This window comes from Phaeodactylibacter luteus (genome assembly GCF_007993045.1).
Classification (GTDB): Bacteria; Bacteroidota; Bacteroidia; order Chitinophagales; family Saprospiraceae; genus Phaeodactylibacter; species Phaeodactylibacter luteus.
In genome coordinates, this window is record NZ_VOOR01000006.1 from 68,398 (window position 1) to 83,517 (window position 15,120).

Below are 15,120 nucleotides of genomic sequence, written 5' to 3' on the forward strand. Positions count from 1 at the left end.
TATTTAAGGGTTAAAAAAGATGTTTGGTTGAAATCAGCGCGGGGAGCAGGAAACTTCTAGGGTATATCCTCCTTGCTGCAGGCCGGCAGCCCCTGCTACTGCGATAACGGCCTGGTAGGGGCGCGCAATCGCCAACAGTTCGTTGAGCTCGCGGATGTGGGCAGGGCGGCTCCGCCCTGCTACCGGGCGGCCTCGCGCGTAGTCGGCTTCGCAACGGATGCACTGTTTGAGCATTGGAGGCAGCTCGATAGTACCTTGCCCCTTGAGGTAGCCATATAGGCTCATCTCCGATTTCGGGTCATCGGGTATAAGGCGGACGGTGAGGATAGACTGAGGTGGGATAGTCCCGGTATAAAACACCTGCGCACCGTCAAATTTTGCTTTTGCAGTGCCTGGGAAGCAGGCGACTTGGCTCGACCAGGCCCAGCTGATATCAGGCAGCAGCTCGCCTTCTTCCAGGTTCCCTTTTAGGGAGAGCGTCTGGCCTTGGACAATATCTATAGTGCGGGGCGTGTTGGCGCTCGGGCTCCGCAGGGCTTCCTGTAAACAGGCCTCGAGCTCTGCTCTGCCAGGGCTAGCACGGAGGTAGGCCGTCTGGCTAGTAGGCTCCCCTTTTCGGAGCATTAAGATGGCGGTGCCCATTTCACGCCGTTCCTGCCTGGCTTCAGGCTGTGTGGCCAATGCCTCGGCCATCGCATAGATTTTCAGTTGCCAAGCTTTGCTGATAGCCGCTGCCTGGTTTTCCCCTCCGCTATAAATGCCAGAAGAGCTGCGCCTAGGTGTTTGTGCTTTATAAGAGAGCAGCCCGTTTTGCAGCAGGTACTCATTGTTGTTGGCATCCACATAGTGCAGAGGGGCGTTCTGTGCATCGCTCTGTGGTAGGTTGGGCAAACCAGCCATAAGCATTAAAGTGAAAAAGTGCCTGATCATGGGGCGCTGTCTTTAGGTTATGGCTTCAAAATTAGGGGGGATAGCTCAAGGGGGCATCACCCAAATGGGTGGCCATGGCTTGGTGAGGGCCGCTTTGTGCTTCTCCTGCAGCATCAGGCACAATAAAAAAAGGGGGAGCCACAGCGTGCCCCCCCCTTTTTTTTCTGCCGAGAGGTGTTTGCCTAATCTGCCGTCCGGATGACGGTAGAGCGCTGTATCCAACAGCCAACGTAGAAGCTCTGCCCGGCTTTCAGGTTGCGTATGAAGACATCCTCCCGGTTGGGCATGTACTGCCGGTAACGGGCGATGAGTTTATCGGCTTCCGCCCGCACCTCGGGGTCTATGCTCCGCGCTTTCTGCCACGCATCAATAGCGGGCCAGGTCACAATCTGGCTGTCCCAGCCTCTGCCAGGCCCACAAAGCGGGCCGCTAGAAGCGTACAGCCGCCCGATGAGGATGTAGGGCTCGCCCCAGTCAGGCCGGATGCCTGCTGCCTGTTCTGCCCAAGCCCGTGCCCGTGAAAAGTTCCGGAGGTGGACTTCGTAGATCTTAGCATTATTAAGCGCGTACTTCGCCTTCTTCTCGGCATCTTCCTCCGCAGCGATGGCCTTTTCAAATGCAGCAATGGCCTTGGCATACTCTGCCTCCCGCAGGTAAATGTAGGCGGAATCAGCCGGGCCGGCTTCAGGCCGGCAGTTCTCGTTGCCGATCCGGATCAGGCGGGCCATGCGCTCATCTTCCTGTGGGCAGCCTGCAAACTTCAACCGGCTGTACACCGTGCGCACCACATCGCAGTCTTCGGGGCTGGCTTCAAAGTCGGGGTAGTATTTGTCCAGGTAATACTCACAGGGGTAAAAGCCTTTGACCGTTTCGAAATACTCCAAGCGTACAGGGGTGTACTCGGCGATGATCTGCCAGCGCTCGCAGGCGGTACCCGCACAATCGGCCAGCCCTTTGCGGATCATTTCCCTAAGGATGCCTTGGTAATGGTAGGCTTCCTGCTGAGGGATGCGGCCCTCGTCGTAGAGCTCTACAAGCAGGGATGCCATGGGGTTGACCACAAAGTCGGGCGCTTTAGTGCTATCGGTGTCCAATGCTTTTTTGAACAAGCCGTAGATTTCTTCCTTGCTGGCCCGGTTTCGGTATTTGTAGAAAAGGTCAAACCCTTTGATGCCGTAGATGTAACCGCCTTCGGGATAGCACCGCTCGATCTCGTCGTAAATGCTGAAAATAGTGTCTGCATAAGCAGCCTGCTGCAGGGTATCCTGTGATTGGCTAATGTAGTACTCGTAGAAACGTATCCCGTCTGCATAAACCGTATTGCGGCGCCCGTCTGCAGCAGGGGCTACAGCATATACTTTCTTCCATAGGCGGAATGCTTGATCCCAGTCTCCTGCCCGGAGGAAGTCCCGGTAAAGGACATAGTTGGTCTCTGCTTCGTCCGGGTTTGGGGCATCCCTGAATTTGGGGCAGGGGCTAAGGTCTTCTTCCACAGGCGCAGGCGCAGGCTGAGCAGGCTGGCCCTCCACAACAGGGGCAGTGGCCTTGGGCGTACAGGCAATGGCCAGGCAAAGTACTGCGCTGGCCAGGCATGAGCGGTAGCTGGTTATCATAGCTTTGGGTATTTTATTAAGTTTCCATGCAAAGAGCTCTACCCGCGGGCTGCGGGGGTTCAAAACTAAGAAGAATGAGCAAATTTGGCTGCACCTGCCGCCCAACAAGTCTGAAATCAAGTGGCCAGCAAGCTTTGGAGGACGAAAAAAGCCACCTCAGCATTGGCCCGAAGTGGCTTTTTGTGAAGCGGAGGGATGCCTATGCTTAGCGCAGCACCGCAATTTCTCCGGATTGGAACTGAGGCTCGCCGTTGCACGACCATTGGATGGCGTAGCGCAGTACCCCGGCATTGACCGTTTGCCCTTTGTAAAAGCCATCCCAGCGCTCGAAGGGGTCTGAGGTGGCAAATACAAGGTTGCCCCAACGGTCGAAAATCTCGAAGCGTTCCATCTGCTGTATGGCGAACGGGTTGCTAAGGCCATAGGTATCGTTGAGCCCATCGCCGTTGGGGGTGAAGGCAGAGGGGAGGAAGATGGTGCCGCAGTCAAGGTCGTCGGGGTCAATGACATTGAACGTGATTTCGTCAATTGCAGTACAAGTGGCCACGCTCGTATCAGCAATGGCCACCTGATAGGCGATTTCCCCAGCTTGCTGAGGCGTGATGGCCGTAGCAGGGGCATTGGGCTGATCGACGCCATCAAGGGGTGACCAGGTAAAAGCAGTGCCACAGGTAGTAGTGAGCGAGGCATCAAATGATTCGCCCAAGAAGATGTTGATGATATTGGCATCGCGTACGATCTGGTCTGGCGCGGTGTACAGCTCCCGCACTTCCCGCTCGTCGAGCGCCCGGTTGTAGACCCTCAGCTCATCCATCAGCCCATTGAATGGGAACTCGGTTGGGTTGCGGCAGTCGCTGTTGCCAAAAATCAGGTCGCCGTTGTTGGCTACATTTACGCGCTCCAGCGTACTGAAGACATTGATGAGGGCGCCATTGAGATAAAGCCGTACCCTGCCGCCTTCTCTTACGATGGCGAGGTGCTGCCAACAGGCGGTATTGTCGATTTGGTGGGTGGCAATGGTCCGCTTATCACTGGTCTCAAAGAAGAAAGCACTGATGCTGCGGCTGTTGGGCGTGTAGGTAATGTAGAATTCGCTGTTGCCGATGCAGTTGGGGCTGCGTTTGGACAAAAGGAACTGTGTGCCTGCGCCCCCGCGCGGCTTAAAATAAAAGGCAACGGTCACGTCCTCGCTGTCGAACTCATCGTTGACCGGGCCGCCCAGGATAACCACTTCATCCGTTTGCCCATTGAATGAAACGGCATCGTTTTCTACGCCACAGGTGAAATAGGGGCTGCCGCTAATGGCCCCCCCGTTGGCAGTATTGCCAGTAGCATCAGTAAAGGTGCCGTCAAACCGGTAGTGGGCAACGAGCCCGATAGTGGTCTGAGCATTGAGGGCAAAAGCCAGGGCGATCAGCCCTGTGAGTACCAGGATCGGTTTTTTCATAAGCACAAATAATCGGTATTGAAGGGCGCCCGGGCGCCCGGTTTCCGTTGTTAAACGCTGGCAGTGGGCGCTTATTTTGGTCAGCAGCCCAGAATCAAGGCCGATCAGCCAAAAAGGTTCCCGAGGTTGCCAAGGCCCGGAGGCAGCATATCTTTCACCATGCGCTGTGTTTCTTCTGCTTCTTTGGCTGCAGCCAGCTCTAGGGCCTGATTGACGGCAGCCAAGACCAGGTCTTGCACCATTTCCACATCAGACCAGTCGAGCTGCTCCTGATCGATGGCGATGTCAGTGATCTGCCGGTTGGCGTTGGCCGTGACGGTTACCGCCCCTTCCGGAGAGGTACCGGTGACGCTGATCTCGGCTAGCTTCTTGCGCATCTCTTTTTGGCGCTCTTCCATATCGCCAAGCATGTTTCCAAACATAGGTGTGGGTTTGTTTCCGGCAAAGGTAGTGAAACCCTAAGGTTTTGCCGCCAATAGAAAGAGGGAGTATATCTGCTCTTGGGCTGTGCGCAAATCAGGTCGCCGTACTTTTGCCTGCCCCTGCCCAACGGGATGGGGCCTGCCCCTGCCAGCAGGCAGGTGCCGCTATGCTACGGGGCTCGCTGTCCGCTCGGCCCTAACGGGCTAGCCACCCCTCCGCAGCGCTAGGCCGGCTTTCAGTGCATTGCCCTGCGGTAGCGCGCCGAAAAGGCTTGTAAGCCATGGGTTAGCGCTCAGCTTGTCCGAGCAGGGCCTGCAGGGCCAGTTCATACCCGCGCAGCCCAAACCCCACAATAATGCCGGCACAGTGCGGGGAAAGGTAGGAGTGGTGGCGGAAAGCCTCGCGTTGGTGTACATTGGAAATGTGGACTTCTACCACCGGGGCTGCAATCCCCGCAATAGCATCTGCGAGGGCTACGGAGGTGTGCGTGTATGCCCCGGCATTGAGGATAATGCCGTCACAGGAGAAGCCCCGGCTGTGGAGCTTGTCCAGCAAAGCCCCTTCGTGGTTGCTCTGGAAATACTCAAGATCTGCCGAGGGGTACTTCAGCCTGAGCTCCGCTAGGTAGCCCTCAAAGGTCTGATGCCCGTAGATGTGAGGCTCGCGTTTGCCCAGCAGGTTGAGGTTGGGACCATTCAGGATGAGGATGTTCATACCACAGAAAAATTAGTTGGCCTTATCTGACATGAACTTGATGCGGACCAGCTGTATTTCCTCCATGGTGAAGTCTTCATCCTGCAGTTCCTTCCAAGCTGCTTCGAGGGAGTCGGTTTCTGCGTCCATAAAGTACTCTTCAATCTCCTCCCGGGCGTATTCGTCCAAGTTTTCCTCCAGGTAATAATCGATATTGACTTTAGTGCCAGAAAGGACGATGGCGTACATTTCCTGCAGCAGCTCTTCCATGCTCAGGTTGTTGGCTTCTGCGAGGTCTTCCATAGGCACTTTGCGGTCTATGCCCTGAATGATATTGATTTTTGACTTAGACTTGTTGGCGACCTGCTTCATGACAAAGTCATTGGGGCGGTCGATGTTGTTCTCTTCGACGTACTGTTGTATCAGCTCCAGGAAGGGTTTGCCATAGCGTATAGCCTTGCCCTTGCTCACCCCCGAGATGTTGCTCATATCATCCATTGTGATGGGGTAGTGGGTGGCCATATCCTCCAGGGAAGCCTCTTGGAAAATGACAAAAGGAGGCACGTTGCGCCGGCGGGCCTCCTGCCGCCGCAGATCTTTGAGGAGCTTGATGAGGTTGGCGTCAAGCACAGCAACATTCCCCTTGGCTTCTTCCAGGTCTGCTGCTGCCTCCTGCTCAAAGTTGTGGTCTATCGGGATCTTAAAAGAAGTGGGGCCTTCCATAAACTCCCGCCCTTTATCGGTGATCTTCAGCAGGCCGTAGGTCTCGATGTCTTTGCGGAGCAGATCATTGAGTATGCCCTGCCGGAAAACAGAGCTCCAGTAAGTGGCATCGTGTGCTTTGCCGGCAGCGAAAAGCGGTTTGCGGTCGAAGTTGAAGTCTTTGATCTCCTTAGAAGGGTTGCCGTGCACAAAGTCGACCATGGTTTTCATGCCGTAGTTCTCATCCAGCTGAGCGGTAGCCTGTAGGGCCAGCAGCATATCCTCTTTGACTTCCACCCGTTCTTTGGGGTGGCGGCAGTTGTCGCACATTTTTTCGCACTGCTCCTCCTCGAACTGCTCGCCGAAGTAGTGGAGGAGGAAGCGCCTGCGGCAGGAAGTGGTTTCCGAATAGGACATGACCTCCTGCATAAGCTGCATGCCCATTTCCCGTTCTGCTACAGGCTTGTCGCGCAGGAATTTTTCCAGGCGCAGGATATCCTTGTAGGCATAGAAGGCGATGCAGCGCCCCTCCCGCCCGTCGCGCCCTGCCCGGCCAGTCTCCTGATAGTAGTTTTCAATGCTTTTGGGGATATCATAGTGGATAACGAAGCGTACGTCCGGCTTGTCGATGCCCATGCCAAAAGCGATGGTAGCGACGATGACATCCACCTCTTCCATCAGGAAGTCATCTTGTGTGTTGCTGCGGGTTTTGGCATCCAGGCCGGCATGATAGGGCGCGGCTTTGATGTCATTGACTTTGAGGGCATCTGCAATTTCAGCGGCAGATTTCCGGCTCTGTACATAGATGATGCCCGACTGCCCCGGCATCTCCTTGATGATCTGCACGATTTGCTTGAGGGTCTGTTCTTTGTTGAGCTTGGGGCGTACCTCATAGTAGAGGTTTTCCCGGTTGAAGGAGGAGATGAAGGTATTGTGCTCCCTCATGTTCAGGTTTTTGACGATGTCAGACTGAACCTTGGGCGTGGCGGTGGCGGTGAGCGCTACGACAGGGATGGTTTTGTTGATGGCATCGAGCATGGCACGGATGCGCCGGTATTCTGGGCGGAAATCGTGGCCCCACTCTGAGATGCAGTGGGCTTCGTCTACTGCGACGAAGGAGATGTTCACCTGTTGAAAGAAGTCGATGTTTTCCTCCTTAGTCAGCGTTTCCGGTGCAATAAACAGCAGCTTAGTCTTGCCGTCGGAAATATCCTGCCGGACTTGTTTCATCTGGGATTTGGTCAGGGAGGAGTTCAGGAAGTGTGCCACCTCGTCATTTTGGCTATAGCCGCGGATGGAGTCTACCTGGTTTTTCATCAAAGCGATGAGCGGGGATATGACAATGGCTGTGCCTTCCAGCATCAGGGCAGGCAGCTGATAGCACAAAGACTTTCCGCCGCCTGTGGGCATGATCACGAAGGTATCGTGCCCTTGTAGGACGCTGTTGATGATAGCTGCCTGCTCACCCTTGAACTTTTTGAAACCAAAGTATTGGTGGAGGGCTTCATGCAAGGTTTCTTTCGTCGTTGTCATGGCTCGCCTGTTCTTTTTTACTTTCTTTGTGCGCAGCAGCTGTTGAGGTGCGGCCTGCTCTTTACGGCTAGGAGGCCTGAATCTCAATCAGCTCTAAATGGGCGCATTTCTTCTAATTTAGCGATTTTTGGGCTTACGCGCGCACTCTGCCCCGTTTTTTTATGCCTATGCCATCCGCTAGGGGGCGCTCAGGCTTTGAGCCCCGAAGAAAATCAGGGCATTGGGGCACTTTATCGCGATTTCGTGTTGGAATGGAGTCAAAGAGGTGTATAATATTGGTTTAGGCATTGTGCCTTTTTCAAAAGCTTTCAAAAATACAAAAAAGGGGTGAACACAGAAGCAATTATCCTTAAAACCGCAGCCCGTACAGTGGAGATCGAGCGGCAGGCGCTCGAAGCCTTGCAGGAGCAAAGCCTGAACCAGGATTTTGCGCGTTGTGTAGAAGCGGTGCACGTATGCAAGGGCCGGGTTGTAGTGACGGGCATAGGCAAGAGCGCCATCGTAGGGCAAAAGATTGTGGCCACCCTAAACTCCACAGGGACACCTGCCCTGTTTATGCATGCTGCCGATGCCATACATGGCGACTTGGGGATGATCCTTCCGGATGACTTCGTGCTTTGCCTTTCCAAAAGCGGGGAGACCCCCGAAATCAAAGTGCTGGTGCCCTTGCTCAAAAACCTAGGCAACCCCATCATAGGCATGGTGGCCAACCTGTCCTCCTATCTGGCGCGTCATGCCCGATTTGTGCTGCACACCCCGGTCAGTCAGGAGGCCGACCCCAACAATCTGGCGCCCACTGCGAGCACGACCGCACAAATGGCCCTTGGCGATGCTATGGCGACATCGCTTCTGGCCTTGCGGGGGTTCACCCCACAGGACTTCGCGCAGTTCCACCCGGGGGGCGCACTGGGCAAGCAGCTCTACCTCCGGGTCAGCGATCTCTACCCGCAGAACGAAAAACCGCAGGTGGCACCGGATGCGCCCCTGCATGAAACCATTTTAGAGATCACCTCTAAAAGGCTGGGCGCTACCGCAGTGATCGGCCCCGATGGCTTGCTGGCCGGCATAGTGACCGATGGCGACCTAAGGCGGATGCTGGAAAAAGGCAGTGCCGACCTCAATCAGCTCGCTGCCCGCGACATCATGACCGCTGCCCCCAAGACGGTCTTGGCGGAGGACATGGCGGTAAAAGCGCTGGAGAAAATGCGGAAAAACAGCATCACACAGCTGGTGGTGGCCGATGCTGCCGGGCGCTATCTGGGCTTTATCCACCTGCATGATTTAATTCGAGAAGGCTTGATATGACGGTTCCTGTATACCGCCGGTACGTACTTGGCCTGTCCCTGCTGGCTCTGTTGGGCTGCAGCCAAAAGCCTGCTCCGGGCATTGTGCATACCGCATTTTACCACTGGAAAAGCAGCCCGGCCGATGCCCGGTCTTGGGCTGTTTTGGATAGTGTGGGCGCTGGGCGGGTATATCTTCGCCTTTTTGATATCGATTGGAATGAGGGGCTTGGGGCTCCTGCTCCGGTTGGAGCCTTGGATGCGAAAGGGGGGCAGCTGCCCGAGGGGCTGGAGTGGGTGCCCTGTGTGTTCCTCACCAACCGCAGCCTTATGCAGACCCCCATTCAAAGGGCTGGCCGCCTGGCTGAGCAGATTGTTGAAAGGGTGCTGGCTGATGTGGCCCGCTTGCAGCTGGAGGAGGTTCCGGAGGTGCAGCTGGATTGTGATTGGACGGGCAGCACACAGGAGGCCTACTTTAGCCTAGTGGCCCGCTGCCGGGAGCTGCTTTCGGCCTCCGGCATCCGTTTGTCGGTGACGGTACGCCTGCATCAGTTGCGCTACCCTGAGCAGGCTGGGGTGCCGCCTGCCGACCGGGGCATGCTCATGTTTTACAATATGGGGGAGGTGAGGAGCTGGGAGGAGCCCAATTCTATACTCAACCTGGATGCTGCAGCGCCCTATCTCGGGAGCGGGGCTTACGCCTTGCCATTAGATTTAGCGCTGCCTGTGTTCGCTTGGGGCGTGCTATTCCGGGATGGTGAGCTGGCCCGCTTGCTGCATGGCTTGAAAGCGGATGACCTGGCCGACCGGTCCCGTTTTTTCCCTATGGGCGGGAACCGTTTCGAAGTGGTGCAGGGCACTTTCTTGCAGGGGCACTACCTGTACGAGGGCGATCTGATCCGCTTGGAGGCTGCAGCGCCTGAGGATCTGCTGAAGGCAGCAGCCACCTTGCGCTCCTATCCCTGGCCTTCCCCTGTTTATTTAGCTTTTTATCATTTGGGGGAAGAAGCATCGGGGGGCTATCCGGCATCTTTGCTGAACGAGCTGAGCGGGGCATTGGAGGAATGAGGCTGGCTATGCTGCACAAAAGCCGATGCAGAGCTTATTGGGCTGCAATCGGACAAGCGATGCGCAGGGGTGGGAAGCCCGGTAGGGCCGAGCGGGCAGCGAGCCCCGGAGCGTAGCGGCCCGAGCCTTTGGGCGAGGGTGGCCCCCAACCCAACCGGGCGATGCAGGGCTGAAGGGGGGGTAACAAAAGTCATCTTTCAGGCTGCGGATTGCCAGCTGGCAGGCTGCGGTCTTCTTTATTTATTTGCGCCAAAACCACACCCTTAAACTATGGAATTCAACCGGAATTATCAGGCAGTAAGTGCAGACGAAGCGGTGAAGCTTGTGAAGTCGAAGGATAAAATATTTATACATAGCGCTGCTGCAGCGCCCAAGACCTTGATCGCTGCGTTGGCCGCCCGGGGCGCTGAGCTCAGAGATGTGGAGGTTTTGCACTTGCATACTGATGCGGAAGCGCCCTACGCTAGTGAAGGGCTCGGAGGGGCCTTCCGGGTCAACAACCTTTTTGTGGGGGCAAATGTGCGCGGTGCGGTGCAGAGCGGCCGGGCAGACTACATCCCTGTTTTCCTGAGCGAGGTCCCTTTGCTGTTCCGCAGGCGCATTTTGCCGCTCGACGTGGCCATGCTGCAGGTATCCCCTCCCGACCGCAATGGGTTTTGCACGTTGGGCACTTCTGTGGATACGAGCCTGGCAGCGGCCCAATCTGCCAAAGTCCTGATTGCGGAGCTCAACCCCAATATGCCCCGTACGCACGGGGATGGGGTCATTCATATCAGCAGATTTGACCGGGTGGTAGAGGTGGATTATGGGCTGCCGGAGCTGCACACGCCAAGCCCTTCTGATGTGGAGCTGCGCATTGGGCAGCATGTTGCCAACTTGGTGGAGGACGGCTCTACCCTTCAAATGGGGATTGGCACCATCCCCAATGCGGCCCTGCTGGCCATGAAAAACCACCGGCAGCTGGGCATACATACGGAGATGTTCTCTGATGGTGTTATCGACCTTGTGGAGCGCGGGGTGATCACGAACGAGCACAAGGCGAAGCACCGCAATCATATTGTGACGGGCTTCATCATGGGCACCAAAAAACTGTACGATTTTGTGGACGACAACCCCCTCGTCCGTTTTTTAGACATTGCTTACGTCAATGATACGGCTACCATCCGGCAAAACCCCAAGGTAGTGGCCATCAACAGTGCTATAGAAATCGACCTGACGGGGCAGGTGTGCGCAGATTCTATTGGCACCCGCATTTATTCGGGGGTAGGCGGGCAGATGGACTTCATCCGGGGGGCTTCGCTCTCTGAAGGGGGCAAGCCGATTATCGCGCTGCCTTCCGCTACGAACAAGGGCATCAGCCGGATAGCTTGTATGCTGAAGCCGGGGGCTGGCGTAGTGACAACCCGTGCCCACGTGCATTATATTGTGACCGAATACGGCGTGGCAGAGATGTTCGGCAGGAACTTGCGGCAGCGTGCACAGCAGCTGATCGCTATTGCCCACCCTGACCACCGGGAGCGCCTTGAGCGGGAGGCATTTGAACAGCTGCACCTGAAAACGTGGTAGTTGTTTTAGGGGCAGGCTTGAAATCGGGAATGGGCCATTTGGGGGCTATAGGCCATGAGCGCTTCTGAAAAGCATGTGCAGGTTTGAGCAGGCGAAGTTATGGTGCCGGACATTGCCGTATGGAACAGGAGTCTGTACGGAAATAAGCCCCGGTTTGCAGCATGATAAGGGTAAAATGTGTATCTTACGTGGCAATACGCTTTTGGTAAGCAGGCAGCGTTTTCCCCTCAAAAAGATACTATAAACGATTTGGCTTATTACAATATGTGCACCGGCCTGCCTGATTTACGGACAAAACTATGAGCCCTGCGCAGAGGGGATTAAAGCGGCGCAGTGTACATAGCACAACCCTTTTCCTGTGACGGAAAAAGAATTGGTTCAAGGTTGTATCCGGGAAGACCGTGCTTGTCAGCAGGAGCTCTTTCAGCGGTATGCTGGCAAAATGTTGGCGGTCTGCCTTCGTTATGCCCGTCACCGTATGGAAGCAGAAGATCTGTTGCAGGATGCTTTTGTCAAAGTATTTGACAATATGGCCCGGTTCGAGTTCAAAGGCTCCTTTGAAGGATGGATACGCCGGATCGTGATTAACACCGCCCTTAAGAATTACAGCAAGAAAAGTTTTCAGCAAGAACAAATCGGACTGGACAATCAGCCTGAACATGCCCTTTCCCCGCCTGTTTATGACAATCTGGGGGCAGAGCACCTGCTCAACTTGGTCAATCAGTTGCCCGATGGCTACAGGGTAGTCTTCAACCTTTATGCGGTGGAAGGCTATAGCCATAAAGAGATTGGGGACATGTTGGGCGTTCAGGAAAGCACTTCCCGCTCTCAATTGGTCAAAGCCCGGAAAATGCTGCAAGCTATGGTTTTGGAAACCCAAAAGGTCGCAATATGAACAAGCACCACCCCTTGGATGAGGCGTTTCGGGAACAGTTGCAGGGGCTGACTGTGGAAACGCCTACGCATCTCTGGGCACAAATCGAGCAAAAACGCAACCGCAGGCATCGGTTGGCGGTCTGGCTTGGGCAGCATAAGCCCTTAGCCTTGGTCGGTGTTGCGGCCTTGGCTTTCGGAGCCGCTTATGGGCTTTGGTCTGCCCGCAACCCCGACTTGTCGGCCTTCCCCATTACACCTTCTGCCGTGGTGATGCACGTGGAAGCCATCCACGATGTAAAGGTTGCCAAGGCGGCCGTGCTGGGCGATGAGGGTGCCGCCGCTGTTTTGCCGTCTTCCACCGCTTTGTTGGCAGAGGTGAGTGCCCCTTCTTCTCCCGCTGCATTACAAACCCTTCCCGCTGAGCCCCTGAGCGGGCAAACAACACTTGAAGAAGCTTTATTGATAATGCCCGTTGAAAAGGCCGTTGCCGATCAGGCTGCTGCAATTGCTATGCCGACGGCGGGCCACTCCGCCACTGAGTTTTCGCCTACGGTGGCGCCGCAAAAAGAAGCTGCCCTTCCCTTATTGCCTGCTGTTTATGAGGCGGAAGGGCCTGGTAAAAAGCTTGGCTTGTTTGCTATCGAGCCCAAATGTGCTGAGTTTGGCAATGGGTTCTGGTCTTTCCACCTTGATCTGATCGCTTCCCCTGATCTGGCCTTCAATGAGCTGCAAGCCCGGGATGCAAATTATGAAGACTATGCGAAAAGCCGGCAGGACACGGAATCCCGCCTTTATGCTTTCAGCAGCGGGCTAAGGCTGTCGGTAGTAGGGGATAACGGGCTGGCTTTCCGTACGGGCGTCAATTATTCCCAAGTCACAGAGAAGTTTACTTACTTCAATGGTTTTGAGGAAGATATCCGCATAGAGACCATACGCGACAATCAGGGCAACATCATTGGCACGGACACGATAGTCGTTATCGGTGAGCGCTACAAGGTGACCCGCAATGTGTATGAAATGGTGGATATCCCCTTTCTGTTGGGGTATGAATTCCGCGGGCAGCGGCTCAATGTATCGGTCAATGCCGGGGTGTATCTGAATTTGATGTTCCGTCAGCGGGGAGATTTCCTTTCGCCTCAAGACCTCACACCGGTTTCCTTTGACAGCAGCGATCCGGAAGCTTTCCCTGCTTTTAAGCGTCAGGCAGGGCTTGGGTACTATGGCAGCTTTGGGCTGGCCTACAAGCTGCGCCCTGGGCTGAGTTTGCTGGTGGAGCCTCATTTCAAAATTTTCCCCAAATCTGTGACCCAAGAGAACTATGCGTTGATGCAGCGCCCAATGAGCGCGGGGGTCTTCCTTGGGGTCCGTAAACAACTTTAGCCGTTTTGTGCTAAAGCTGAAAAACCTCTGAAGCGGCCGCCGGTTCAGAGGTTTTTTTGATTTGGGGGCACCGGGGGTCAACCATTGCCTTTCCTTTTCCTTTTATTTCTTTTGAGATCCTTTTCAAAACGGAAAATCAATTCAACATTATGGAGTACTCGACCCTAGGGCGTACCGGGATTCAGGTAAGCAAGATTTGCCTGGGCACCATGACTTTTGGCGAACAGAACTCAGAAGCTGAGGGCCATGAGCAAATGGACTATGCAGTCAGTCAGGGCGTCAATTTTTTCGATACGGCAGAAATGTATAGTGTGCCCGGCCGCCCGGAAACTCAAGGCAGCACCGAACGGATCCTGGGTACTTGGTTCAAAAAGCGCGGCAAACGGGACGATATCATCCTGGCGACCAAGGTGACTGGGCCCTCTGCCGGGCTGAAACATATCCGCAACCCACTGAAATTCAATCGAGAGCAGATACGCGCTGCGATCACAGGCAGCCTCGGCCGCCTGCAGACTGATTATGTTGACCTCTATCAGTTGCACTGGCCAGAGCGCAAGACCAACTACTTCGGGCAGCGGGGCTACCGGCATGACCCCGAAGATGGCTGGGAGGACAACCTGCTCAGCGTATTGGAAGTCATGCAGGAGCTGGTTGAAGAAGGGAAAATCCGTCACTTTGGCGTATCCAATGAAACCCCTTGGGGGCTGATGCGGTTCCTGCAGCTGGCAGAACAGCATGGGCTGCCCCGTTGCGCGAGCATCCAAAACCCCTACAGCCTGCTCAACCGCACCTTCGAAACAGGCCTGGCCGAAGTGGCCATCCGCGAAAATGCAGGGCTGCTGGCCTACTCCCCAATGGCGTTTGGCCTGCTATCGGGCAAGTACCACCTCGGCAAAGACAGCAGCCGGGACCGCATTAATAAGTACCGGCAATTGTCCAGGTACAACAGCGAGCAGTCTAAACAAGCAACCGCCCGCTACCTCGAGCTGGCACAGGCACATGGGCTATCGCTGGCACAAATGTCCCTCGCTTTCGTCAATACCCGCCCATTTATGACCGCCAACATTATAGGCGCTACTACGATGGAGCAGCTGAAAGAGAACATCGGCAGCATTGAGGTAGCGCTGAGCGAAGAGGTACGGAACGAGATTGAAGCCATTCATGACCTGATCCCAAATCCTGCGCCTTGATCTTGACAGACTGAAAACAGCTCATTGGGCCACTACACTTGCCCGGCGCATCAAGGCTAATGATGTGGGGCGGCTGAAGGGGTAGGGCGGGCATTACGATCTGCCACAAGGTACTTTTACGAGAAATAGACGTTTTTTTTCTCCCAAAGCCTTACCTTTAAAACGAAAAATGGGATTATGAACTAAGAAGCCGGTTATCCACATCAAGGATCCGGCTTCTTTCTCTCGACCGGACGGAGCCCCTCAGACATGTGCGCCACGACTCAGCTTCGCAAATCGCAATCCAAAAAGTTTGCCTCGCGCTGAGCTCCTGTTTTCCACATGGGTTTTAACAGTTGAATAGTAGCCAATCGGGGCGCCTGTTTGAGCCTCCGCCGGTTTTTAATGCACAAGCCCATCCTATCTTCGCCCTCCTG

The 15,120-nt window shown here is 55.2% G+C and carries 12 protein-coding genes; 6 read left to right on the top strand and 6 right to left on the bottom strand.

What is annotated here, in order from left to right; all coding sequences use genetic code 11:
* Positions 1 to 33: 33 nt before the first annotated feature.
* From FRY97_RS04190 to recQ, 6 genes are all read right to left on the bottom strand, one after another.
* Positions 34 to 930 (bottom strand): hypothetical protein, encoded by an 897-nt coding sequence (locus FRY97_RS04190; protein WP_147166180.1) that lies wholly within the window; start codon positions 928 to 930, stop codon positions 34 to 36.
* Between the two features lie 182 nt (positions 931 to 1,112).
* Positions 1,113 to 2,543: a tetratricopeptide repeat protein gene (locus FRY97_RS04195; protein WP_147166181.1), complete on the bottom strand. Its 1,431-nt coding sequence runs from the start codon at positions 2,541 to 2,543 to the stop codon at positions 1,113 to 1,115.
* A gap of 205 nt (positions 2,544 to 2,748) precedes the next feature.
* Positions 2,749 to 3,990 (bottom strand): LamG-like jellyroll fold domain-containing protein, encoded by a 1,242-nt coding sequence (locus FRY97_RS04200; protein WP_147166182.1) that lies wholly within the window; start codon positions 3,988 to 3,990, stop codon positions 2,749 to 2,751.
* A 104-nt stretch (positions 3,991 to 4,094) separates the two neighbouring features.
* A complete protein-coding gene (locus FRY97_RS04205; protein WP_246141547.1) occupies positions 4,095 to 4,412 on the bottom strand; it encodes a YbaB/EbfC family nucleoid-associated protein in 318 nt (105 codons plus the stop codon).
* A gap of 286 nt (positions 4,413 to 4,698) precedes the next feature.
* Positions 4,699 to 5,127 carry a type II 3-dehydroquinate dehydratase gene (aroQ, locus tag FRY97_RS04210; protein ID WP_147166183.1) on the bottom strand — a complete coding sequence of 143 codons (429 nt, stop codon included), beginning with the start codon at positions 5,125 to 5,127 and terminating at the stop codon, positions 4,699 to 4,701.
* A gap of 12 nt (positions 5,128 to 5,139) precedes the next feature.
* A complete protein-coding gene (gene recQ / locus FRY97_RS04215; protein WP_147166184.1) occupies positions 5,140 to 7,341 on the bottom strand; it encodes a DNA helicase RecQ in 2,202 nt (733 codons plus the stop codon).
* A gap of 327 nt (positions 7,342 to 7,668) precedes the next feature.
* Between recQ and FRY97_RS04220 the strand changes: the two genes are divergently transcribed.
* The 6 genes from FRY97_RS04220 to FRY97_RS04245 all read left to right on the top strand — a co-directional run bounded on the left by FRY97_RS04220 (position 7,669) and on the right by FRY97_RS04245 (position 14,704).
* On the top strand, positions 7,669 to 8,646 hold the full coding sequence (locus FRY97_RS04220) for a KpsF/GutQ family sugar-phosphate isomerase (RefSeq protein ID WP_147166185.1): 978 nt from the start codon (positions 7,669 to 7,671) through the stop codon (positions 8,644 to 8,646).
* Positions 8,643 to 9,692 (top strand): hypothetical protein, encoded by a 1,050-nt coding sequence (locus FRY97_RS04225; protein ID WP_147166186.1) that lies wholly within the window; start codon positions 8,643 to 8,645, stop codon positions 9,690 to 9,692. Before FRY97_RS04220 ends, FRY97_RS04225 begins: the two co-directional genes overlap by 4 nt.
* Positions 9,693 to 9,962: 270 nt before the next feature.
* Positions 9,963 to 11,258, top strand: a complete 1,296-nt coding sequence (locus tag FRY97_RS04230) for an acetyl-CoA hydrolase/transferase family protein (RefSeq protein ID WP_147166187.1) — start codon at positions 9,963 to 9,965, stop codon at positions 11,256 to 11,258.
* 358 nt (positions 11,259 to 11,616) lie between these two features.
* Complete coding sequence (locus FRY97_RS04235) at positions 11,617 to 12,153, top strand: RNA polymerase sigma factor (RefSeq protein WP_147166188.1); 537 nt, start codon at positions 11,617 to 11,619, stop codon at positions 12,151 to 12,153.
* Positions 12,150 to 13,514 (top strand): porin family protein, encoded by a 1,365-nt coding sequence (locus tag FRY97_RS04240; protein WP_147166189.1) that lies wholly within the window; start codon positions 12,150 to 12,152, stop codon positions 13,512 to 13,514. Before FRY97_RS04235 ends, FRY97_RS04240 begins: the two co-directional genes overlap by 4 nt.
* A gap of 149 nt (positions 13,515 to 13,663) precedes the next feature.
* Entirely contained in the window at positions 13,664 to 14,704 is a 1,041-nt protein-coding gene (locus FRY97_RS04245) for an NADP(H)-dependent aldo-keto reductase (protein ID WP_147166190.1), read from the top strand.
* Positions 14,705 to 15,120 lie beyond the last annotated feature (416 nt).